Source organism: Marinomonas sp. ATLA20 (assembly GCF_057180105.1).
Genome location: NZ_JBXUKU010000001.1, coordinates 293,239 through 317,708, shown reverse-complemented (window position 1 = coordinate 317,708; position 24,470 = coordinate 293,239). Strand labels below are relative to the sequence as shown.

The following is a 24,470-nucleotide window of genomic DNA, read 5'->3' as shown; positions in this document are numbered from 1 at the left end:
GGTTGTTATGTCACTGTTACAGTTGGAAAATTTAAGCGTTACCTTCGGCAATTTTCGCGCCGTAGATAACATCAGTTATAAAGTCGAAGAAGGGGAAGTTCTCGGCATCGTTGGGGAATCTGGCTCAGGTAAGAGTGTGAGTTCATTGTCCATCATGGGCTTGATCGACTTCCCAGGCAAAGTTAGCGCAGACCAATTAACCTTCGATGGTCAAGATCTGCAAGCCATGCCAGAAAAACAACGTCGTAAGCTAACCGGCTCCGACATTGCGATGATCTTCCAAGATCCAATGACCAGTCTTAACCCCTGTTTCACCGTGGGTTATCAGATCATGGAAGCGTTAAAAACGCACCAAGGCGGCAGCAAGAAAGAACTAAGAACCCGTGCTATTGAGTTACTAACACAAGTGGGTATTCCGGCACCGGAATCACGTTTAGACAATTATCCTCATCAGCTGTCAGGCGGCATGAGCCAGCGTGTGATGATTGCCATGTCCATTGCCTGTGATCCACGCTTATTGATCGCAGACGAGCCGACAACCGCGCTAGACGTGACCATTCAAGCACAGATCATAGATCTATTGATCGAGCTGCAACGCAAGAAGCAAATGGGCTTGGTGCTGATCACTCACGATTTGGCTCTCGTGGCCGAAGTGGCTCATCGCGTTATCGTCATGTACGCGGGTCAAATTGTCGAATCTGGCCCAGCGTCGGAAGTGTTCAGCACACCGAAACACCCGTACACGCAAGCCTTACTGGCTTCTTTACCAGAGTCCGCCTCTGGCAAAGCACGCCTTGAAGCGTTACCCGGTGTGGTTCCGGGTCAATATGACCGCCCGTTGGGTTGCTTGCTCAGCCCACGCTGTCCTTATGCGACCGATCATTGTCGCAAGGTTGAACCTGCGAACCAAGGCGACCTTGATCGCCAAGTGAAATGCCATACGCCATTGGACCGCGAAGGGAGACCAGCCGCATGAACCAATCCGATAGCAAGTTAATTTTGAAAGCCGAAGATTTAAAACAGCATTACCACGTCAAACAAGGTCTGTTTAAGCCTGACGCGGTAGTGAAAGCCGTTGATGGTATTAGCTTCAATCTTGAAAAAGGCAAAACCTTGGCGGTAGTAGGCGAATCTGGTTGTGGTAAATCCACTCTTGGCCGCATGCTGACCATGATTGAAACTCCGACCAGCGGTAAGTTAGCGCACCTTGGTGAAGACTTACTAACCTTGAGCGCAGATGCTCAAGCGAAGCTGCGCCAGAAGATCCAAATCATCTTCCAGAACCCTTATGGCTCGCTGAATCCACGTAAGAAAATCGGCGCTATTTTGGAAGAACCTTTGGTGATTAATACCAAGCTTTCCAAAGCAGAACGCAAAGAAAAAGCCCTCACTATCATGGCGAAAGTCGGCTTAAAAACCGAACATTACGACCGTTACCCGCACATGTTTTCGGGTGGCCAACGTCAGCGTATCGCCATTGCTCGTGGCTTGATGCTCGACCCAAATGTCATCGTCGCTGACGAGCCTGTGTCCGCACTGGACGTATCGGTTCAAGCACAAGTATTGAACTTGATGATGGATTTGCAGGAAGAGTTTGGTTTGAGCTATGTGTTCATCTCCCACGATTTGTCCGTGGTCGAGCACATCGCTGACGACGTCATGGTGATGTACTTGGGTAAAGTGGTGGAACAAGGCTCTCGCGAACAGCTGTTCGAAAACCCTAAACACCCTTATACCTTAGCATTGCTTTCTAGTACGCCGCAGCTTTCACCAGATAAGCGCCGTGTGCGTATTAAGCTACAAGGCGAACTGCCTTCACCGCTTAATCCACCTTCTGGCTGTGCTTTCCACGGGCGTTGCAGCTATGCCAACGACCGCTGTAAAACCGAAACGCCATTGCTGCGATTAGACGATCAAGCGGAGCAAGAACAAGGCCACATGATTGCTTGTCATGCTGTGGAAGAAAACCGTATTGAGGCCATTGCGGTGGGTGCGGCGTAAGCTGCTAGCAGCCCTCACTTTAGGTTTTGTCTATATTAACGCCCGCAAGGGCGTTTTTTTATTAAGTGCTCTCCTTACTCTATGGACCATCACCTATTCACCTTGTAACCCACTGTATGAGCTTATAGAATCCATTGCCTATAAACGCAAAAGGGATGCTTGTCATGCGGTCAGTTCTATCCGGTCTCCACCTCATTTGGATGAGTTTGTTGCTGCTTTCCAGCACGCTCCACGCGGCGGATTTTTATATTTCTGATGTCAGCGAAACTACTCAAGACAAGGCTCCCGCCTTGGTGATTCGTTTTACCGAAGCCATTGACCCTCAAAGCGACCTAAGCAAATCAATTTCTGTGACACCCAATCCCACCACTGGCAATATCTGGATACCGCAAAATAATGGTCGCCAATGGGTACTGCCATTTGTTGAACCCAGCACCGAATACACCATAAAAGTCGACACCAAACCAAAATCGCTTACGGGAAAAGTGCTGACCGAGAAAGACAGTAAAGGTAACCTTCATAGCTTTGAACGAACCGTTAAAACCCGCGCAATCGTTCCCGGCGCCAATTTTTCCGGTAAAGGCAGCTTTCTTGTCGGTAATATTCAAAATGGCATTCCAGTCACTGTTATCAATCAGAAGTCGGTGGACTTAGATGTCTTTCGGGTTCGTGATGACGCTTTAGACCGTTTTCTTGATGAAACATCATTGCAAGGAATGAACGATTACTACAGCCTTACACGACTAAAGCAATACGCCGATTTGGTCCATTCTGCACGCTATGAAAATGATGCCAAAGCCAATCAACGTCAAACCTACAATTTAAATTTAGATCCCGTCCTAGAAAAAAACGCCCCAGGCATTTATGTGGCCGTTATCCGCAAGCCAGGTGATTATGACTACGCCTACGACACGGCAGTTTTCACCATCACAGACATCGGCTTACACGCCAGAAAATACAAAGACTCTTTGGTGGTTTACAGTCACTCCATTGCCACGGCAAAACCAATGGCTAATGTTAATCTACGGTTTTTGTGGCCGAAAACAGATAAACAAGCGGCCCACGTTCAAGCCGCCACAAGTGGACAAGACGGCAGCTACCAATTATCGACCAACGACTTGCCACAATCCGTGGTTGCTCGTCATGGCGACAGCATTACCTTCTTAAAATTAGACCGTGATGAATTAGACTTATCCGCCTACCCAAATGTGCCAAGCTTACATCGCCCTTACCAGATGTTTATGTACGGCCCGCGAGATCTTTATCGTCCCGGTGAAGATGTGTCGATTAATTTATTGCTACGCGATTTTGACGGCCAAAAAGTGGCGAATCTACCACTGCAAGCCCGACTTTACGATGCTCGTGGCGAACGCAAAAAACAGTTCACTTGGCAGCCCGACAGCACCAATCTTTATCAAACTGGTTTCCAGTTAGGCGACAAGGCGCCAACAGGAAAATGGCGTCTTGAAGTCAGCGTTAATGACGATTATGTGGATACCTATTGGTTTCAGGTCGAAGATTTTTTACCGGAAACCCTGACACTTTCCTTTTACGATGATGTTCCTAATCAAACTCGCTATGCTCCCACCAATAGCAAATTTTATGTTCCTATCCAAGGTGATTACCTTTATGGCGCGCCTGCTGCTGGTAATGATGCCGATGCGGTTATCACTGTCACACCTTCGACGACACCGTTTCCTTCGCTAAAGGGCTATTACTTCGGCAATGCCAACGAAAAAATCAACGGCCGCACGCTGAAAACCGACGCAATCAAGCTGGATAAAAATGGCAAAGGGATGATTTCCATCCCCGATAATTGGGCCAGCACGCCAGTGCCATTGCGCTACCTTGTTAGCGCCAGCGTTTACGAAAGTGGCGGTCGCCCAGTAACTCGGAATCAGAGCGTCATACAGTTACCAGACTTCGAAAAGTTGGTTGGTATCCAGCCGTTATTTAAAGGCCGACCTGCGTCCAATGAAACTCTGCAATTTAAGCTATTGAGTGTCGACCAAGAAGGCAAGCCCGCTGCTGACAAACTCAGTGTTCGCCTGTCTCGAAATTACCGCGAATATTTCTGGGAATACAACGAATCCCGAGGCTGGTACTGGAATTATCAGAGCCATATTTATACGGTTGGTAATGAAAATATTGCCGTCAAAGACGACGCCGTCACCGTCGATTTCCCTGTGCAATGGGGCACGTATATTTTGGAAGTCACCTCTGAAACGGGAGCCAAAAGCACCTTTGAGTTTGAAACGGAGTGGAGTTGGGATAACCAAAGCAGCAGCAATTTAAAACCCGACATGTTGCAAATGTCGTTGGATAAAGATCACTACGAGCCCGGTGATAAAGCAACATTGCGTTTAACCAGTCCTGTTGCTGGTGATGGCATTATTAATGTGGAATCCACTAATGGCGTTCAATACAGCCTGCATAAGAACATCGAAAAAGGCACAAATGAAGTTAGTTTCGATGTACAACAGAATTGGAATCGACACGACTTATACGTCACAGCGATGGTGTTAACGCCAGCGGACCAAGTCACCGAAGTCGCACCAAAACGCGCCTTAGGAATTGTGCATTTACCCATCATTCGCCCAGATGCCATTGCCGACGTAGAGCTGACCACCGAAGAAAAAGTTCAGCCAAACAAAGTAGTTAGCGCGCATATTAAGGTAGCGAATGTATCAGTACTTGGGAATCAACCGCTTTATGCAACGGTGGCTCTTGTTGATAAAGGCGTGCTGAATATTACGCGCTATAAACCACCTCAACCTGAGCAGTATTTTTATGCTCCGCGTCGTTTTGAATCGGCGTATTTCGATATCTATGGCAAGATTATTAATAACTTAGGTTATGACATGATCCGCCAGAAATTTGGTGGCGATGCCTTTAATGAATCTGATGCCGAACTCAGCCGCGGCGGTAAAAAGCCAAAATCTGATGTGCAAATTATCTCCTTCCTGAGTGAGCCGGTTGCTCTCGTCAATGGCGAAGCCGACGTCAGCTTTGAATTGCCTAATTTCAATGGCAAATTGGAATGGATGGTCGTGGTCTATGGCGATCACAGTTACGGCAGCGCCCACAATGAAATGATTGTCGCGGACAAACTTGTGTCACAAATTGCCATGCCGCGCTTCCTTGCGATGGGCGATAAGAGCCAAATCAGCATTGACCTGCATAACCTTTCCGATGCCAAGCAGACATTTGATGTCAGTGTAGAAGTAAATGGCGCCATCATTAGCGAAGGTTTGCAGCAGAACCTAGAGCTTGCCGATAAAGAAAAAACCGTGCTTTCCATTCCTATCAAAGGCTCGGACATGGAAGGCCAAGGTGTCATTACACTTAATGCCACCAATGGCGACGACATCAATATCACGCGAACGTGGCGACTTGGTGTGCGAAGCCCTTATCCTTGGGCAACGAACCAATTACGTGCGACGCTTGAGCCAGACGAACAGTGGAAGCCTCATTTTGACCTAAGCACATTACGAGATAGCAGCATTCAAGCCATGCTGACCATTTCTAATCGTCCTGCGATCAACTTTAGAAGCCAATTCGAGAACCTATTACACTATCCCTATGGTTGCTTAGAACAAACCACCAGCTCGACTTACCCTTGGCTGTTGTTAAACGAAGACATGGTCAGTCAGCTCGACTTGAATGACAGTATTGAACAAGAATTCAAACAACCATTTAGCGAAGCCTTTCGCCTAACACAAATCCAGGATGGGATTGAAAAGCTTAAAGCTAAACAGTTGAGTAACGGTGGCTTTGGTTACTGGGATTCGAGCAGTTGGGAATCTCGCTGGGGCACTGTTTATGCGACAGAGTTTTTAGTCGATGCGCGTAAACAAGGCGTTGTCGTTGATGATGATATGCTAAAACGCGCCATCGAAAGATTGACCTTCTTTGTCAACAATAACCCTGAAAGCGATATGTGGAGCGACAGCGCCGATTATTATGCGTTCTCTTATCGCGCTTACGCCGCGTTTGTCTTAGCCAAAGCTGATGCCATTAGTTTGAGTTTCGTTCGCCGTCTTTATGATCAGGCGATGACCAATAATGACGACACGGTTGCTTCCAGCCATGCCAAATCAACACCATCCTTCGATGAGTCAGGTCTTGCTTGGATGCACTTAGCAGGTGCATTGCATCTATTAAATGACACCTCAAGAGCCCAAAAAGCACTTGAACTGGCTCTAAAGATTGACCGCAAACAATATGCTTATTATCGAGATTACGGCTCTATTGTGCGCGATCAAGCCCTTAGCCTTGCGGTTGCCTTAGAGCTTGGTCTGGATGACGGCAATCTGGCCGATAAAATGATTGAGAGCCTACAAAGCAAGCGTTGGTTCAGCACACAAGAGCGCATCGCCCTATTAAAAGTTGCTCGCCAATACGCGAACAAAGACAGTGAATGGCGTGCCAGTATCCAATTGCCGTCTGGGGATCAATCGCTCGTTAAAACACAGGCGTTCAATTCTGTGTTTGATGCCGACCAGTTGCGCAAGCTCAAAGGCATTACCGCAGACGACCAAAAATTGTATGTCAGCCTGCAATACCAAGGCGCACCGAAAGACACACCAAAGCCCTACAGCGAAGGGCTACGCATTAGCCGTCAGTATTACGACCTAACAGGCAAGCCGACAACACCGACGCAGTTAACCAGTGGGGATTTGCTCATTGTGGAATTAAACGTTGCCACGGTTAATGATAACTTACGCATTCCTGATGCCCTGATAGTTGATCTTTTGCCAGCGGGCTTGGAATTAGAAAACCAAAACCTCAGCAATGCCAGCGTCGATCTGGACAGCATTATGATTGACGAAAAGCCACTTGGTCGTTACTTCCGTGAAAACAACCTACTCTATCAAGAGTATCGGGATGATCGCTTTGTGGCTTCCGTGAGCCTTGCCGATAAATCTGTGAAGAAGCTCTATTACCTAGTTCGTGCTGTCACGCCGGGGACGTATCAGGTCGCACCGCCCTTTGTAGAGGACATGTATCGTCCTAATTACCGTGCCATTGGTACGTCGATTACGACCTTGGAAATACAGCCTCGATAATGGCGCTGTTGAATAGTCGATTCCGGTTATGGGTTTGTTTACCCATCGCCGGAATGCTGTTGTTTTTGTCTTTCTTGTTATTCGACAAGCTTGTGCCAGTCGACTTGGAATCCCGCTCGTTGAGCCAAACCGTTCTTGCTGAGGATGGTTCGATTTTGCGTAATTTTGCTGACGACAACGGCGTATGGCGCTTTCCGGTAACATTAGACGAGGTTTCCCCAAACTACCTCGAAGCGCTCATTACTTACGAAGATCAATACTTTTATGATCACCCCGGCGTCAATCTTTTTGCTCTCACTCGCGCCACTTGGCAATGGATAAGCACAGGCGACATCGTCTCTGGCGGCTCAACCTTGACCATGCAAGTGGCTCGTATACGTTACCCAGAACCCAGAACCGTATGGGGGAAACTCAAAGAAATCGTCCGTGCTCTGCAATTAGAGTGGCATTTTAGTAAAGCAGACATACTCACCTATTATCTCAACCATGCGCCCTTTGGTGGCACCTACGAAGGCATTCAAGCCGCTTCCTTGGGTTACTTTGGTCATAAGGTGAAACAACTGACAGACGCCCAAGCGGCTCTTTTGGCGGTTTTGCCACAAGCACCCAGCTATTACCGACCAGATCGACATAACGAACGCGCCCAGCAAGCTAGGAACAAGTTGATGCGCCGTTTAGTAACACTGGAAGAGTGGTCAACAGAGCGCTTAAACGACGCATTAATCGAAGACATTCCCACCATAACCAAACAAGACTACCAATCGGCGCCATTGCTCGCCCGCCGATTGGTAACACAAAGCACTGCACCTCAGATCAAAACCTTTATCCACTCTCAATGGCAAGGCCAGATCAGTAACCTACTGAGAAATTATGTCCATGGAATTGGGCAAAAAGTCTCGGCTGCAGCCTTGGTTGTCGAAAACGAGACAGGCAAGGTAAAAGTCTACGCAGGATCGGCGGATTTCAATGACAGCAGCCGTTTCGCTTATGTGGATATGGTTCAGGCAACCCGATCACCAGGTTCAACACTGAAACCCTTTATTTATGGTATGGCATTGGATGAAGGCTTAATTCATAGCGAAAGCTTATTAATGGATGTGCCGCTTAAGTTTGGAGACTATCAACCCGACAATTTTAACGGTGGCGTCAGTGGGCCAGTCTCTGTCACCCATGCTCTGCAAAAAAGCTTAAATATTCCTGCCGTACAAGTTCTGGAGCAGCTCAAGCCGATTTACTTTTTCTTAAAAATGAAAAAAGCAGGCATCGAGCTGAAACTCCCGATCGGGGCAAAGCCTAATCTGGCAGTGGCTCTCGGTGGCGTTGGCTCTGACTTAGAAGATCTTGTCTATGCTTACACCAGCCTTGGAAACAAAGGCCAAGCACAACAACTGCGCTTTAGTCCTACCGACCCTCAATCACAGCAACCGCTTTTGAGTGAAGGCGCTGCTTGGGTTATTCGAAAAATATTATTAGATAATCCAGATTCTGTTTCTGGCTTGGCGGTTAAAACCGGCACAAGCTATGGATTCCGTGATGCCTGGGCGATTGGAGTGAGCCAGCATTACACCTTAGGCGTTTGGATTGGCAGACCCGATGGTGTTCCCATGCCAGGCCATTACGGTCAAGTCACCGCTGTACCGTTATTAAACAATATTTATCAACGGCTCAATGATCAACGTCCAGCCCCAAAAATGCCCGACAGCGTGTCTAAAGTAGACATATGCTGGCCACAAGGTGACGTGGTTAAAACGGATTGCGAGGAAAGCCACAGCGCTTATATCGTCGATGGCACCATTCCTAAGACTTGGTACAACACAGCAGCGCTAGAGCAGCCATTCAACCAAGCAGAATTTCAATTCTGGCAAGCGAATGATTCCAACCTCCGCGTCAATATCAGCTGTCAGATCGAAGCCAAACGCCAAAAGGCCACCGTTTGGCCTGCCCCCTTAGATAATTGGCTAACACCGGAACAACATCGATCTTCCCGGATACCCAGATGGGACCCTAGATGTGAAACAACAGGCAATATTATTCGCCAATCAGCAGTCCGTATCCATGGACTCACAGATCAAGATGCGTTTCAGCTACCTAAGCAACAAAATCGCAATATCCGTATTTCAGCCGAAGGAGGCGAAGCGCCTTTCTACTGGTTTTTAAACGGTGTTTTGTTACCAGACCAGCAAAGACAAACCACCTTAAAAGACCTAACGTCCGGTAACTATCAACTCACATTAATAGACCAAGCTGGCTCAAGAGACCAAGTCGACTTCTCGGTTCTTCTCTATTAAAAATAACGATCTAACTCTTCGGCCTTGGCGAGCATGATGATCCAGATTAAACCCAATGATTCTCGATCACTTCGTAATGACGAACAAAGGTATCCGGATCTAGCTGATATTCGGCATCTTCAGGGTAAAGTTTGGCAACTTCAATATCCTGACCAGCAAACGCAATAATTGACTCACGAGTCGGCCAATAAGTAATTAGCGTCACCTCAAAGGTCAACTCATCCAGCTCTCGCCCAAAAATTTGCGCGCCTTTAAAGCCTTCAGTAGCCGATGTGTCTTTCACCCCTGTTTCATATAAGTAGGCGATGAAACCTTCTTTTTTAGACATTGGGCAACGGGCTTTCCACTCTCTTGCTATCAAATTGATTACTCCTAGGTCTCTCATCGCTTCCTATCATCTGTCAAAAAAATAATTGATATTGTTTACTATACCAATAATTTATGAAGTCAGCACAAAATTGGATGACTAAGTCAAACCACCAAGTATTACACTGGATCAATGCAGTAGAACAGATTCATTGTTTTACCAAGATTGCAGACTTATAAAAATAATTAATGCATTGGTGTAAATATGAAGTTTGATTTTTCTATCTACGACCTTCAGGTCGCAGAAGCTTCTTCGCAAACGCTAACAAACATTTTACGAGATAAGGCGTTTGGAGAGTATTATTTCATTCAAAGCTCTCCCCTTCAGAAACTTGCAAAGTTAACGTTTAAGGAGTTCGGACCACTTTCTATTTTAGAGTACGAAGCTGGCAACAGCACAAATATTCGCGCATCTAACGTTTCAAATGCTTATTTCCTGCATATCATTCTCGCCGGTCAAAGCATCGGTAAGTCTAATAACGAGGTACGTACACTGCGGGCTGGTGACTCTATTTTAGTCATGCCAGGCACTCGATTTGAATCCAATAACTCTAAAAACTGCCGAAAGTTAATTGTTAAAATTCCAACCGATTTTTTACACCAGACCGCACGAAAATTCGGCTATGTAACGACAAAAGACCCAATTCAATTCGAGCATAAAGCCAATGTATTCCCAATGACAGGGCCTTTATTTAACCTACTTAATGACATGTTACAGCAGGATAAACGCACTCTTTGCGACCGAGCATTGATCTACTACTGTCGACTATTTAATAGTGCAATTCTAACCATGTTCAAGAGCAACTTTACCCAGCCTCAGTCTACTTTGTCGCTACACCGTCATGTAGAACGCGTGCGTAATTATGTGCTAGACAATATTACAGCAGACATAACAATCGATGAATTGGCCAAGGTGTGCCAGATTAGCCGCAAATCCTTATATAACCTCTTTGAAAGAGAAGCAGGACTAACGCCGTCCGCTTACATACGCCGCCTAAAGTTAGAAAGTATTCATTCCGAATTAAAGAACAATGAACGCGTTAGAAATGTGACACAAGTCGCGTTGGAGTATGGTTTTACGAATTTGGGAAGGTTTTCAGCTCAATACCGAGAACAAATTGGGGAATTGCCTTCTCAAACGCTAAGGCATTTTACTCATTAACCTAGAGTTAAAAAAAACAGACTAGGCAAAAGGGTAAGACCCAGTCTGTTCTTGCTAGTGCTCTTTACTAGAACTTATACATCGCCATGACTTCAACTTGCTGTCCAGCAGGACGCGTTACAATGCTACCGCTCGCGGCACCATTAGTCGCGGCACTTTGATCTCGTAGCTCGACACCAATATCAAGCCCTGGAAGGTAAGTGTAAATCATGTTCGCTGTGGTAATGGTCAGCGTATCATCAGCCAAGCTTGAAGCATCTGTCGACACTTGACCATAACGTAGATTCGCTCGTAACTTATCATTCACTTTATGGCCAATACCCGCGGAAAAGCCAGTGATTGTTAACAGGTCACCATTGCTATCTAATTCGGCTGAGCCAGCTGTTCCAGCGGCTCCGTTGTATCCCCAACCTGCATATATTGCAGCACCCGTACCAGAAAAACCGCTTACAGACACACTAGTGTCACCAAATTTAAGCTTTGCTGCCAAAGACAATGCGGCACCAAATTTCGACTCGCTATCGTTTGTATCAGACGGCGTTGTGTCGACGTCTCGACCTGTAACCGACACGTTATAAGCATGGCCTTCTGCAGTTCTATGAGTATATCCGGCAACCAAATCAGGAAGGTTTGCATGACTATAAAGAGGATCCTGTGCAGTTAAACGCAAGCCACCCTTTGCATAATGCGCAACAAGGTCAGGTCGGACTACTGCTCCGTTCCCTGAAACCGTACCAATACCCGTTCCATAGAAGTTAATCATTTCAGTATCAAAAGGTGCATTGGCGAAAAACTGCCCAGTCCAAGTCTGACCCACCGTTAAATTATCAACCGTCAATGTTGCATGGCGTAGACGAAATACTGAAGAAGCGCCTCGGAAATCGCCTTCAATAAAGCCTCTCAGTTTATGATCGCCTTCTTGACGGCTAGTCGTAAAGTTCAAGCGTGACTGGCTAGCACTACTTTCAAACGTACTACGGCTCTCATCGGGATTATTGAAAACACCCTCAGCTTTAATATAACCGCCTACACTAAATTGAGTACCGTTAAAATCACCCAATTCAAGCGCAAAACCTTGAGAAGATAAGCCTGCAATAATGACCGCTTGTGCGACTTTATTTTTCATCAACATATGGATACCACCCTATTCATTCACAGTTATATTTATAATTAGAGGGTTAATATCGCAAAGGAATGCGTATCCAAATATCCATATAGTGCAATCTTTGTACACTAGGTGAAAAGACAATAAAAAAGCCGCGGCCTAGTCGGCAGCGGCTTTTTTATTGAAAGCACGAAGTTCTAAAAGATTAGAAATTACACGCGAAATTGCTTTTGCAATCCCATTAAGAAGTTACGCAAGATTTGGTCTTTGCATTCGCAGTAGTGGCGGTTGTCTGGTTTGCGGAAGAAAGAGCTTAGCTCATGTTTGCTTAAGTTGAATTCTGCTAGCGACATGATGTCGAGGATTTCCTCTGCTTGTAGGTTCAAGGCTATGCGTAATTTCATAAATACAGCGTTGTTGGTCAGGCGCTTTTCCGGTACAGGCTGTGGGCCTTCACGCTTGCCGCGTTTAGTGTTAATAAAACCATTGAGGAATGTCGCCATTTCCACGTCAATCATTTCAACATAGCCTGCATCATCTTCTTTCTTCAGCCAGCTGGTGACTTGCTCTTGTGAGGCGATACCATCAGCAGAGGCAAAAATGTCCACTATATCCAGTTCTTTCAGGTCAAAGGTATAGCGAAGGCGGCGTAAAATGTCGTTGTTGTTCAAAATGATTTCCTAGTGTTAGGGGGCATAAATAATAGTAGGATGCGACTCTAGCAGATTGGCAACTTTTTACCTACATTTGTCGCTAAATTCGTAAGAATATCGTCGAAAATGCATGATTAACGTAAAATTTTAGATTCTGTCTGCAAGCTATATTGATTAGCAACAGAACTGGCGACTTAATAGCTTATATTTCTCACTTTCATGGATGTAAGCCAGTGAACATTACGCAAAAACCCACTCTGATAGTCATCAAGACGCCCCAACAATCGTCTGTTGTCGAATCCAACCAGTCGAAAGCCAAGAAGTCCTCTCGAGTTATTGAATTTGATTATCTACGTGGGTTAGCCATTGTACTAATTGTATTAGGGCATTCCATTACCAACACCAATGACGGCTTCCCTGTTTGGCTAGAGAATATCATTCGCGGTGGCACGGGCGTTTTTGTGTTTATTTCGGGCTTTTTCTTTCATCACATCTTTGCTCAACGCTTTGATTATAAAAATTTTATGTCAAAGAAGGTGCAGAACGTATTAGTGCCATTCTTGTCGGTGTCAGCGTTTGCCATTGTAGTCAATTTCTTCGTTTTTCTGTTCGTTGATCGCGTTACTGTAATGGAGGCTTTATCAATGTGCTGGGAGCTCATACTGCAAGGTTTTGTGTTGTTTCCCCATTGGTATATCCCTTTTATTATGGCGACTTTTCTTTGCTCTGGACTGCATTTTCGTTATTTAAAACTGCCATTATTGACTCAGTTAACTATCTTGGCATTATTTTCAATCACCGCCGTCATGATTCACCGCCCAGATGGCAATATCAATGTGCTGCAGTCTGTTGTGTATTTTACCCCTTTCTATTTAGTGGGCATGCTGTACTCACAGTATTTAGATTGGATGAAGCAACACTACCGTTACTTTTTGATCGCTGCGATTATCGCAGTAATCACAACAGTCTGGCTGCAATCTAGTGTGCTATTCCATGCAGGTGGCTATCATAAAGCGGCATTTGAATGGGCGGGTATTGATTTACAGTTCATTCAAAAAATGGGCCTGTGCGTGTTATTTGTCGGGTTTTGCTATCATCTCGTTTGGCCTGCACTTGGCAAACACTTGATAATGCTCGCCTCTATTAGCTTCGCGATTTTCTTTTTGCATCCCTTACTCAGCATGATTTGGGGTAATACCAAATACTTATTGCTCAATGCTGGCTATATCGAACCCAATACCACCATGGCTTATAGCCTTATCTCATCGGTATGTTTGTTTATTTTCCAGTTCTATGGATCGGTGTGGTTGATAGGGAAACTAAAACGTTTATTTGGATCAAAAAGCCGACTGTTGATTGGCGCTTGATAGCAAAAGAGACTAAGTAAAAATATCTTTTGGTTTATTTTTGTTCAGTTTATTGTCATCTTTAAAACTCTAAAAAGATTGAAAGGTATGAATAATGATTAGTATGGAATTCTTAATCACTTCATTAATTCTGGTGCTTATTCCGGGAACGGGTGTCATCTACACGATTTCAACAGGGCTTTTTCAAGGGACTCGTGCTTCATTCTCTGCGGCATTAGGTTGCACTTTGGGCATAGTCCCTTCGATGCTAGCCAGTATTTTTGGCTTAGCCGTTATTCTGAATACCAGCGCATTGGCATTTCAAGTGGTGAAATTCGTCGGTGTGGCTTATTTACTTTATTTAGCTTGGGGAATGTGGCGTGAATCTGGTGGGTTCGCATTAGAAAAGACTGAAGATAAGCAGATTAATTTATTCCAAGTCGCTCTAAAAGGTTGTCTTATCAATGTGTTAAATCCAAAACTGACTATCTTCTTCTTGGCGTTTTTACCGCAATTTATTCATTCAAATATCAGTTCGACGACCAGCCAAATGCTATTGCTTGGCGGTACTTTTATGGCAATGACGCTCATTGTTTTCATTCTATATGGAGCTCTCGCCAGTAGAGCGCGTAAATACTTGATAGGTTCCTCTCACATAGCAAAGTACTTGCAAAAAACCTTTGCGGCTAGCTTCGCTTTATTGGGTGTAAAGCTTGCACTTACTGATCGCTGATATACCTTAGAGTGAAGAGGTAACAGAAAAATCTCGTTGTGACTCCGCATCAATTGTATTAAAAAACCATGCTATAAAAACTAAAAAAACGCCCATTTTTTCAAATGGGCGTTTTCGTTTCGCAAAATCTGGGGCGTTATTTTTTCTTTGGTTGGCGACCGTGATAGATGGCGAAGCCTTTGTCTCGATACAGTCGAGTATGCGAGCCCAGCGCCGCATCTAAGATTGGCGGGTAACGTAAGAAATCGTTGGCAACCACAAACAACTCACCGTTTAAGGTAAGGTGTTGCTTCACCGCCATAAAGAAGCTTTCTGCAATGCTGTAGTCGGTATTCACGCCACTGTGGAATGGTGGATTAGTGACAACATAATTAAAGCGGCCTTTCACTTCACCTAAGCCATTGGAAGCAATAACGGTAACCGCGTCGCTGACTTGGTTTGCAGCGAAGGTCAGTTCCGTCGCTTTCAACGCTAACACGCTGTCGTCCAACGCGGTGATGCGCGCTCCCGTTTTGTTGTGTAGCCAAAGGGCGATAATACCGTCACCACAACCGAAATCGAGTATTCGTGCGCTGGCAACGTCGCTCATAAAGCGATGCTGGCTTAGCTGGTTCAATAAAATGTCGGTGCCCTTGTCTAATTTTCCATGACCAAAAACGCCCGGCAAGCTACATAGCGTTAATGTTTGCCCTGCAACATCTTGTTGCCAAGTCACAATCCAATCTTCGAATACGAATGGCTTCGCTGGACGGCGCTTGTAGCCTGTATAAAGCAAGCAGTGTTTTGCACCATCACGCTTACCAACGTCGTCTAATCCGTCCTCTAAACGCTTCATAGAGGATTTAACACCGCTTTTATTATCGCCCACCAGCCAAATTTGACCGCCATCTTTTAACAGAGGCAAAACCGCCGCAAGAAGATAGTCTAATAACTCTTTCGCTTTAGGCTGATAGATCACAATATGATCGAAATCATTGCCATTCTCTGGCGCCCATTGCTCGGACAAAAACAGTTTTGCGTCCGCAAAGCCAACTCGCAACAAAGCATCATAAAAGGTTTTAGATTGGCACCAAGCAGACACATCGGCTTTTTTGCTTAGATCAAGTGGATAAGTGTCTTCAGGGTTAGCAAATAATACTTTGCCAACCAAGTCTTCTTCGTTGCGCACCAATAATTGGCTCGTCGAGTTAAGATTCATAAGTTACAGATAGCTCTTTAATAGATAAGGTGGTTACCGGCGCTAATAAGGTATTCAAGCGCGCAGTAGGAAGTTCTGGTTGCACTCGCGGATAGCGAGGTGCTTTTCGATCATTCAGCAAAGGCGATGACCAGCCTTTGGTTAATGTTAGAAAGTCTTGTGCAAAATCATCACCATGTTCTAAGCAACCAGACAAAATGACATCTAGGTAACTTAGTGCAATAGGGCACTCATCATGGGGATCAACCACATCGTCAGTGTGATAAACCCAATAAGTGCCTTCTGGTAAAGGATGGTCTTGATACGCAGTTAATTGTTGGGCATCGATTACGGCTCTTTGATAGCCTTGCTCTCGCTCATCAAATAATGGAAATTGATCGTAAGGCACTTCAACCAATACACCGTTGCAGGCTTTTTCAGGAGCATGGATTACAGCAACAGAGCTCATACCATATACATCAGACATTACTGACCAATGACGCTCGAACCCATGTAATTTAACAGGCCAAACCTTGCCTGTTTCACCGGTTTTTGCACGGCTCTCACCATTAATTAGGCTGCCATAGCCCAAAATAAAGTGTCGATCTAATGTACTCATGACGGCCTCCAAACAAAACTAACCAAATCAAATCCCAGATAACCTGCATGATAACGTGTGGCTTTAGACAGTACTAGCTTATGTCATGATTGATCGAAAGAAGGAAAACCGCTAAAGGGCATCGATTAAACAGTAAAAGCTCTGAAAAATCAGAGCTTTTACTGTTTTTACCTGAATAGAAGTTTTGCTTATGCTTTAGCTTGTTTCGATTTTCCTTTTAATAAAAGCACCAAAGGCAATGCAGCTAATGTCACCCACATCATCAAGCGAAAATCTTGCAAGTACGCCAAGGTAGCGGCCTGGCCAGTCACAACTTGGTTTAGCGCCGTTAAACCGGCCTCTGTAGTCGTATTATAAGCGCCCTGTTCTTGTGCCATCTGTAGCCCAAGACTGAAGGGATTAATATAATCGGCAAATGCAGCATGATTGATCTGCGTCCGCTGCGCCAAATAGGTTGTCACTACCGAAATACCAATACTGCTGCCAATGTTTCTCAGCAAGCTAAACATAGACGTACCTTCGTTTCGGTATTGGGGATCCAAGGTCGCAAAGCTGATAGTTGATAAAGGAACGAAAATAAAACCTAAGCCTGTTCCCTGTACCAAACCAGTACGAATAATATCCCACGCCGTTACTTCCGCAGTGAATAACGTCATTTCCCACATAGAGTAGGTAATCAACACCAAGCCCAAAGTAATGAACAAGCGTGCATCCACTTTATTCGATAAACGCCCCACAATGATCATCGCTGCCATGGTGCCAAACCCCCTTGGAGCCAATATCGCACCGATATCCACAACGGGATACCCCATTAATGAACTCATAAACGGCGGCAGCAAGGCCATTGAAGACAATAAAATAATGCCAACAATAAAAATGAACACCATACCAACACTGAAATTTCTATCTCGAAACATTTTTGGATCGATGAACGGATGGCTGTGAGTAAAAATATGCGCTAAAAACATAGCACCACAAACAAGGGTTAGCAGACCTTCGATGGTAACTTCCAAGCTGGCAAACCAGTTCTGCGACTCGCCTCGGTCAAGCATCATTTGCAAGCTACCAATCGCAACCCCCAGCAGCACGAAGCCATACATATCAAAGCTGCGTTTCTTATCGAGTTTTGATTCTTCTAAGAAGCCTGCAAGACCAAGCCAAGCAACGATGCCAAATGGCACATTAATGTAAAACACCCAACGCCAGCTGTAATATTCGGTCAACAAGCCACCAAGATAAGGCCCTAAGATTGGCCCCACCATGACACCCACGCCCCACATAGCCATGGCTGAACCGTGTTTTTCTTTAGGGTAAGTATCAAGTAATACAGATTGAGACAAGGGCACCAAGCTCGCACCAAACACACCTTGTAGCAGACGGAATAATACAATCTGGTCTAACGACTGTGCCGCACCACATAAAATAGACGATACGGTGAAACCCACAATTGACCACATAAACAAACGCTTACGGCCAATTCGAGCGGACAAAATCCCCGTCAATGGCATACAAATCGCCGCCGCCACGATATAAGACGTCAGCACCCAAGAAATCTGATCTTGAGTCGTTCCCATAGCGCCTTTCATGTGTGGCAGGGCTACGTTTGCAATAGTGGTATCTAACGCTTGCATGATGGTCGCTAACATCACAGAGATCGTGATCATAATGCGATTCGTGCCAGCGCCCTCCGTTTTTAGGCTTTGCGTAAGCGCCATATCTATCGCCTCACAAAGCTAGACCGAATAAACGGCGCTGATGTTCTGTGTCTATTGTGACGTTTGAGCTAAAACCTGTACGCAATACTGGCGTATCTTGATTGGCATCAACAAGAATTTTCACTGAAAGACGCTGGGCTATTTTCACCCAATTACCCGTCGCATTTTCGGCTGGAATCACAGAGAATTCAGATCCAGTCGCTGGACTAATACTTTCCACCTTACCTCGTAATGACACTCCAGGGTACGCATCCACTTCGATTTCAACTTCTTGGCCAGGCTGAACGTAAGTCAGATCTTTTTCGGTGAAGTTCGCTGCAATCCATTGCTGCTCATCAGACACCAACACCATAGAGGTGGAACCTGCTGTTACGTATTCTCCGCTATTTGGAACCTTAGCTACCACTCCGGATGCTGGCGCTCTCACATTAACGTGCCCAAGATTAATTCTTGCTTCATCTAGCGCTGCTTGAGCGGCCTGATAACTAGGGTGATCTTCCAGTGGAGCGCTTGGATCTCCGCCTAACGCTTCTTTCAAGCGAAACAAATCTTTTTTCAATGTGGCGACCTTAAGCTCACTAACTTCAGCTGCCTGTTTGGCTTGGTCAAACTGAGTGTCAGAAATAAATTTTTGCTTTAATAGATTTGCCTGACGCTTTTCTTCACGTTGATTAAAAGCAAATTCGTTCTCTGCCTGATTAATCTCCGCTTTTTTCTCTTCGTAAGCGGCTTTTTGTTCCAAGATATTCAATCTGACTTGCTGGAGTTGAGCTTGTGCTTTGGCTTCCGCGACTTTAAATGGCGTAGCGTCAATACTGAACAACAACTGACCTTTGGCAACTTTTTCGTTTTCTTTGACGGCTATCGTCTGAATAGCACCAGACACCTCAGCATTGATTGTCGTGATATCTGACTGCACATAAGCGTTGTCGGTTTCAACATAACGACCGCCTTTCATATAAACAAACACAGAAGCTAAGATCACCACTAGCGGAAGTGCTATTAATAAAACGCGACGAGTCGTGCGTTTTTCTACTTGCTTTGGCACGGACGGAATATTTTCTTGTTCACTCATTTCCAGTATTTCCCCAGGTAAATTCTATAATGACGATTCAGCTGATAAATTTGTGTGCATGACAGAGAGCGCACCTTGAAGAACTGTTACTTGCTCATCTGTTAAGCCTTGCAGCGCTTTCTCACGAACTCGCTTCACCTCAACATCGATTTTTTCTAACAATGGCGCCGACTTCGCCATTAAATACAATCCATAGGCTCGACGATCTTTTGGATCGGGACGACGTTCGACCAAATTATCTTCCGCCAATTGATCTATTAAACGGGCAAGCGTGATGGGCTGAATATCCAGCATTTCAGCCAATTGCACTTGTCGAATCCCCTCGTAATGAGAAACATAAACCAGTGCCCGCGCCTGCATTGGAGTCATGCATAGATCGCTTTTTAAATACTCCCTACGCATGAGACGAATGATGTCAGTTAGAAGAAAACCAATGTTGTTTGTTTGCATTCAAATCACCAAATTTAATATCTTATGATTATTATATATATTACTTACTATATTCAATCTGGCTTTATAAAGATGCCTAATACTTCCTCAATTTATGAAGAATAGTCGCTCAAAAATCCTTAATGTCAGAGGAGGTAGAATCTGGTTTTAGTCAGATGGGCACGTTATTGTTAAGAGTAAATAAAACCGCAAGGAGAGTGATTTGAAATTACCCATACTTTTGATTACTGGTGGAGGGAGAGGCATAGGCGCAGCGACGGCGAAACTCGCGGCTCAACACGGCTATGAAGTTATTATCAACTATCGAAAAGATGCGACTTCTGCAGAAAACGTCGCCACTGACATCATCGCATCTGGCGGACTAGCACATTGCGTACAAGCGGACATAAGCGACACAGAACAAGTCAGTAAAATGTTTGCCACGATTCGACGTAACTGGGGGCCTATTAAGGCTTTGGTAAATAGCGCGGGCGTACTAGATCAACAAGCGCGATTTGTGGATACCAAACCAGAGCGCTGGCAGCGAGTCTTTCAAACCAATGTCTTTGGCACCATGCAATGCTGCCAAGAAGCCTTCCAAGACATGGCTAAGAGCCAAGGTGGTGACGGCGGAGCAATCGTCAACGTATCTTCTCTGGCCTCTGTTTATGGTTCACCAAATGAGTATGTGGATTATGCGGCAAGCAAAGGCGCTGTCGATTCTTTCTCCAAGGGCTTTGCCTTAGAAGTGGCTAGCGATGGCATTCGAGTTAACGTGGTCAGACCTGGTTTGATATACACCGACATGCACGCCGATGGCGGCGAAGCGGGGCGTGTGGATCGCATAGGGCCTAATTTACCACTGCAGCGCGGAGGACAGCCAGAAGAGGTCGCCGAAGCGATTCTCTGGCTTATCAGCGATAAGTCCAGTTACTCGACGGGTGGATTTATCGACGTGGGCGGCGGCCGCTAATCATTATCTAGCGACCACACACTCAAAAGAAGAGGCTAACAGAAAATCGCCTTTATCGTATTGAGCATAAGATGGATACGGGCATAGTGGTCGCTTTATGCCTGTCATGCGTGCGGTGATTTCTGGATTGTCCGCGCGCGTGGCTGCAACAATATATTGAGGCGCTTGCTGCTTTTCTACCCATGAAATCAAGGGCTGCAGCATATCAAATTGATCAGCTGAAGGACCGCCCTGACCATGAGGCATGCCCGGAACTCTATAGAAACGGACAAAGTCTGACGCTCTTCCCACCAGCGCAAAATCCAAGAAATCATACCAACGCACGGTGTCCTTCACAGAGAAAACTGGATCACTGTTGCCATGGAAAATCATCATTTTTCCACCATGCTGTTTAAACTCTGTCAACTTTGGCTTGGCTGCATCAGGCGGCGTCATGATGGTCATGGCAGATTCTTTGAATCGTTTATTCGTCGCATAAATTTTCGGCGCATCTTTATCAAAATCAAACTTAAGCAAGTAGTTTTCTAACGAGTAAATATCACCCGCCACATTCGTATAAGGCGTGGTAAAAATATGCGCTAATGAAGCACCACCCATTACGACATTAATCGGCTTATTGCTCCAGTCTGAAATCGTGCTTTCAACTTTCCACATGCGCCAGTTATCAGAACGGATGCCCGTGTCATATATCCAATCTGTGTACAACGCCTGGTTTTTCGAATTATGAGGCCCCATATGCATGCGCATCAAGGCACCGACTTTGTTTAATGATAAGCAGTCTCTATCAAAGTTGCTTTTACATACCAATGCCTTGGGCTCAAATACCTTTTGACAAGCATCCGTTGCGAACACCATATCATCACTAATCCCATCCAAGGTGTCGCATTGATCAAGAATACGTTTTGCAAACACATCCAAATCGCGTTTGGTTAATGATTCGCTGATATCATCGCTTACTCGATGCAGTGCCTGAACATCCCAAGCGTGCTGAAGTGCGGCCTTTGGTAAATTAAAGCCAGGATAACCTACCAACAAACCATCGAACATATCGGGGAAGCGCGTTGCAGCGACCATCGCCATGCGGCCGCCGTTTGACTGGCCAAGACCGTACGAATATTTGATAGGAGATTCGTAATAGCTTTCAATTAAAGAGCGCGCAACAGGATTTAACTTTTGTACTGCACTATAGCCATAATCGCGACGCGCTTCTGGATCATGACCAAACACGGCAGGACCAACCAAGCCTGATTCTGGATTAGCTTGTGCATCATGACCACCGTCGCTTGAGACAACAGCAAAACCTTGATTGATCGCATATTGAGAGTTAAGCAGGCCTGTCATTGCACCCAACGCTGGCTTCACTTCACCGTCGTTACCACCATTAAACTGATAAGCAAAACGACCTTGCCAAAAGTTAGGCAAGCGTAGCTCAAATTTGATCGCGTAGAATTTACTATCAAGCCCCATACGCTGGGACATAACGCCTGACACCAAACAATATGGACTTCTAACATCCTTGTCTCTGCCCATCATTGTGGTTTTAATTTCTACGTTCTGAGGCGCTTTTGTGATTAATGTTTGGCAATTAACAGCATAAACCGAGTTGCTGCCTAATGAAAAAAGCATCAAAGCGGGGGCTAAATAGGTGAAAAGCGCTTTCATTCACATCGTCCTTTTTGATTTTAGAATCAGAGCAAAAATTTATTCCTACCATTTCGGGAATATTTTAAAAATACGAAACTCAACGGGCAGGCTTCAAAATAACCAATAATGAGACAAATAGAAAGTTATCAAGATAAACACAGGAGGGGAAATAAAAAACGGGCTAAAAAGCCCGTTTTGAAAAGCATGGATTAATGGGCAGCAAACACCAATAAGTTTGGAGAAACTTCATTAAAATCCAATGCCATAGTCACACTAAGCGCCGTTACAGTGATAATGGAAAAGAAAAACACTTGTCGTGCCCATCCATTTACATCAATCCCAGGACGGTAGCCTCGTAACGCCATCGCTAGCCACCAAAGGCTGGTAGCCAGTGCAACAACCATAAAGCCAATTCCAACATAACCCGTCAGCGGTAAAAGTGCTGCGACGACTGCAAAAGCAGCAATATGTAGAATTATATGGCGTTTTGCTTTCGCGATACCTTGTGACACAGGCAAGACAGGAATCCCTGCCGCTTCGTAATCTTTGTAGCGAAAAATAGCGATTGCATAGGAATGTGGCATTTGCCAAATACAAAACATAGTAAGCAAGATAGCAGCACCTGCATCGAACTGACCTGCTGCGGCGCAATAGCCCACAACCGGCGGAACAGCGCCAGATAAACTACCAACAAAAGTCCCATAAACGGACTTACGCTTGAAATACAGAGTGTATAAACCGACGTAAACCACATAACCGAATACAGCAAAAGCCACTGCAACCCAGTTCGTAAAATACGACAGCAAAGCAAAACCAATAACACCTAACAAAATACCGTGGAAAAATGCCGCTTTACCTGACATCTCACCATTTACCGTCACGCGGTTACGCGTACGCTGCATTTTGGCATCAATATCTCTATCAACATAGTTGTTAATGGCACAGCCAGAAGCAACGACCAACGACAAACCAACCACTGTCGCTAGCATAAGAATCCAGTCAATCTCGCCACGGGAGGCTAAAAAGAAGCCTCCCGCAACAGAGATGAGGTTGCCCATAATGATGCCTGGCTTTGTTACCTGAAGATAACGCTTAAACATCTTTATAGGCTCCCATCGGACACTCATTACTTATAATGAAAGAAGTCCGCATAATCATCAAATGACTCTACTTACATCATCATTGCGTTGGAAGCGTAGATAATCCATACGGATAACGCGACAACCATCACAATAATTACAGCAGAGAATATAAATGAATAAGTGTCCAGCTTACCTTGTTCAGAGAAGTCCAAATGAAGGAAATACTTCAAATGAACAAAAATCTGAACAACGGCTAACAATACGATTGTTATATAAGTTGGACCTTTATCGAACGCTTCAGTCATTACCATCCAAAATGGAATACCAGTCAAAATAACAGACCAGATAAACCCTGTTAGGTATGACTTCACGCTACCGTGTGAATGCGCTTCAGAAGAATGATCGCTCATTAGATCGCCCCCATCAGATAAACAACGGTGAATACACAGATCCAAACAACATCCAAGAAGTGCCAAAACAAGCTAAGGCAGCTAAGACGAGTTACTGCTCGTGCTGTTAGGCCTGTTTTAGTTACTTCCATAATCATGATAAACATCCAGATCAGACCAGCAGTTACGTGTAAGCCGTGAGTACCCACAAGGGTAAAGAAGGCAGACAAAAACGCACTAGCTTGTGGACCATGACCGTTGACAATTAGGTGATGGAATTCATAGATTTCCATCGCAATGAATATAGCACCTAATAAAAACGTAACAGCCAACCAAGATAGGGTGCCTTTTTTGTTTTTGCTGTGTGCGCAAATCATTGCAAAACCGTAAGTGATACTTGAAACAAGTAACGCCGCAGTTTCAGCCAACACAAAGTCTAACTCAAAAATATCTTTACCAGACACGCCCCCAGCTGTGTTCATGAAAAGCACAGCGTAGGTAGCGAAGACGGATGCAAATAACAAACAGTCCGTCATTAGGTAAATCCAGAACCCAAATACAGTGTTTCCACCAGTATCATGATGTTCGTCGTGATGTGCACCAGCTTCGTGAGCGTCGTGCGTATTCATATGTGTAGTGCTCAT

The 24,470-nt window shown here is 45.1% G+C and carries 20 protein-coding genes; 8 read left to right on the top strand and 12 right to left on the bottom strand.

What is annotated here, in order from left to right; translation table 11 throughout:
* Positions 1-7 precede the first annotated feature (7 nt).
* From dppD to pbpC, 4 genes are all read left to right on the top strand, one after another.
* A complete protein-coding gene (gene dppD, locus AC2A4J_RS01360; protein ID WP_114410580.1) occupies positions 8-976 on the top strand; it encodes a dipeptide ABC transporter ATP-binding protein in 969 nt (322 codons plus the stop codon).
* Positions 973-2,001 carry a peptide ABC transporter ATP-binding protein gene (locus AC2A4J_RS01355; protein WP_205113089.1) on the top strand — a complete coding sequence of 343 codons (1,029 nt, stop codon included), beginning with the start codon at positions 973-975 and terminating at the stop codon, positions 1,999-2,001. The genes dppD and AC2A4J_RS01355 overlap by 4 nt, the downstream gene beginning before the upstream one ends.
* Before the next feature lie 164 nt (positions 2,002-2,165).
* Positions 2,166-7,070, top strand: coding sequence for an alpha-2-macroglobulin family protein (locus AC2A4J_RS01350; RefSeq protein ID WP_484174598.1), 4,905 nt, complete (start codon positions 2,166-2,168; stop codon positions 7,068-7,070).
* The gene (gene pbpC, locus AC2A4J_RS01345) at positions 7,070-9,358 is read left to right on the top strand and encodes a penicillin-binding protein 1C (RefSeq protein ID WP_484174597.1); all 2,289 of its coding nucleotides are present in this window, start codon (positions 7,070-7,072) and stop codon (positions 9,356-9,358) included. Before AC2A4J_RS01350 ends, pbpC begins: the two co-directional genes overlap by 1 nt.
* Positions 9,359-9,404: 46 nt before the next feature.
* Here pbpC and AC2A4J_RS01340 read toward each other — a convergent pair whose 3' ends face one another.
* Positions 9,405-9,719 (bottom strand): antibiotic biosynthesis monooxygenase, encoded by a 315-nt coding sequence (locus AC2A4J_RS01340; RefSeq protein ID WP_484174596.1) that lies wholly within the window; start codon positions 9,717-9,719, stop codon positions 9,405-9,407.
* A gap of 210 nt (positions 9,720-9,929) precedes the next feature.
* Here AC2A4J_RS01340 and AC2A4J_RS01335 point away from each other — a divergent pair, with 210 nt between their 5' ends.
* Positions 9,930-10,886, top strand: coding sequence for an AraC family transcriptional regulator (locus AC2A4J_RS01335; protein WP_255827388.1), 957 nt, complete (start codon positions 9,930-9,932; stop codon positions 10,884-10,886).
* Between the two features lie 67 nt (positions 10,887-10,953).
* On the opposite strand, the gene AC2A4J_RS01330 is transcribed toward AC2A4J_RS01335, so the two are convergent.
* Both AC2A4J_RS01330 and AC2A4J_RS01325 read right to left on the bottom strand, forming a co-directional pair.
* Positions 10,954-12,018, bottom strand: coding sequence for a hypothetical protein (locus AC2A4J_RS01330; protein WP_484174595.1), 1,065 nt, complete (start codon positions 12,016-12,018; stop codon positions 10,954-10,956).
* A gap of 185 nt (positions 12,019-12,203) precedes the next feature.
* On the bottom strand, positions 12,204-12,662 hold the full coding sequence (locus AC2A4J_RS01325) for a YehS family protein (RefSeq protein WP_255827386.1): 459 nt from the start codon (positions 12,660-12,662) through the stop codon (positions 12,204-12,206).
* 215 nt (positions 12,663-12,877) lie between these two features.
* Between AC2A4J_RS01325 and AC2A4J_RS01320 the strand changes: the two genes are divergently transcribed.
* Together AC2A4J_RS01320 and AC2A4J_RS01315 are read left to right on the top strand one after the other, a co-directional pair.
* Positions 12,878-14,011, top strand: a complete 1,134-nt coding sequence (locus tag AC2A4J_RS01320) for an acyltransferase family protein (protein ID WP_255827385.1) — start codon at positions 12,878-12,880, stop codon at positions 14,009-14,011.
* A gap of 94 nt (positions 14,012-14,105) precedes the next feature.
* A complete protein-coding gene (locus AC2A4J_RS01315) occupies positions 14,106-14,723 on the top strand; it encodes a LysE family translocator (RefSeq protein ID WP_255827384.1) in 618 nt (205 codons plus the stop codon).
* A 136-nt stretch (positions 14,724-14,859) separates the two neighbouring features.
* Here the strand turns inward: AC2A4J_RS01315 and AC2A4J_RS01310 are convergent, their stop codons facing one another.
* From AC2A4J_RS01310 to AC2A4J_RS01290, 5 genes are all read right to left on the bottom strand, one after another.
* Entirely contained in the window at positions 14,860-15,921 is a 1,062-nt protein-coding gene (locus AC2A4J_RS01310) for a class I SAM-dependent methyltransferase (RefSeq protein ID WP_255827383.1), read from the bottom strand.
* Positions 15,911-16,519, bottom strand: a complete 609-nt coding sequence (locus tag AC2A4J_RS01305) for a gamma-glutamylcyclotransferase family protein (protein ID WP_255827382.1) — start codon at positions 16,517-16,519, stop codon at positions 15,911-15,913. Before AC2A4J_RS01305 ends, AC2A4J_RS01310 begins: the two co-directional genes overlap by 11 nt.
* Positions 16,520-16,707: 188 nt before the next feature.
* The gene (locus AC2A4J_RS01300; protein ID WP_484174594.1) at positions 16,708-18,234 is read right to left on the bottom strand and encodes a DHA2 family efflux MFS transporter permease subunit; all 1,527 of its coding nucleotides are present in this window, start codon (positions 18,232-18,234) and stop codon (positions 16,708-16,710) included.
* 10 nt (positions 18,235-18,244) lie between these two features.
* On the bottom strand, positions 18,245-19,309 hold the full coding sequence (locus tag AC2A4J_RS01295) for an HlyD family secretion protein (protein ID WP_484174593.1): 1,065 nt from the start codon (positions 19,307-19,309) through the stop codon (positions 18,245-18,247).
* A gap of 24 nt (positions 19,310-19,333) precedes the next feature.
* Positions 19,334-19,759: a MarR family winged helix-turn-helix transcriptional regulator gene (locus tag AC2A4J_RS01290; protein WP_255827379.1), complete on the bottom strand. Its 426-nt coding sequence runs from the start codon at positions 19,757-19,759 to the stop codon at positions 19,334-19,336.
* Positions 19,760-19,961: 202 nt separating this feature from the next.
* Between AC2A4J_RS01290 and AC2A4J_RS01285 the strand changes: the two genes are divergently transcribed.
* Positions 19,962-20,711, top strand: a complete 750-nt coding sequence (locus AC2A4J_RS01285) for an SDR family oxidoreductase (protein ID WP_484174592.1) — start codon at positions 19,962-19,964, stop codon at positions 20,709-20,711.
* A 3-nt stretch (positions 20,712-20,714) separates the two neighbouring features.
* Here the strand turns inward: AC2A4J_RS01285 and AC2A4J_RS01280 are convergent, their stop codons facing one another.
* The 4 genes from AC2A4J_RS01280 to cyoC all read right to left on the bottom strand — a co-directional run bounded on the left by AC2A4J_RS01280 (position 20,715) and on the right by cyoC (position 24,470).
* On the bottom strand, positions 20,715-22,373 hold the full coding sequence (locus tag AC2A4J_RS01280) for a tannase/feruloyl esterase family alpha/beta hydrolase (protein WP_484174591.1): 1,659 nt from the start codon (positions 22,371-22,373) through the stop codon (positions 20,715-20,717).
* A 191-nt stretch (positions 22,374-22,564) separates the two neighbouring features.
* Positions 22,565-23,455 (bottom strand): heme o synthase, encoded by an 891-nt coding sequence (cyoE, locus tag AC2A4J_RS01275; RefSeq protein WP_255827376.1) that lies wholly within the window; start codon positions 23,453-23,455, stop codon positions 22,565-22,567.
* 71 nt (positions 23,456-23,526) lie between these two features.
* Positions 23,527-23,847, bottom strand: coding sequence for a cytochrome o ubiquinol oxidase subunit IV (gene cyoD, locus AC2A4J_RS01270; RefSeq protein ID WP_255827375.1), 321 nt, complete (start codon positions 23,845-23,847; stop codon positions 23,527-23,529).
* The gene (cyoC, locus tag AC2A4J_RS01265) at positions 23,847-24,470 is read right to left on the bottom strand and encodes a cytochrome o ubiquinol oxidase subunit III (protein WP_255827374.1); all 624 of its coding nucleotides are present in this window, start codon (positions 24,468-24,470) and stop codon (positions 23,847-23,849) included. The genes cyoD and cyoC overlap by 1 nt, the downstream gene beginning before the upstream one ends.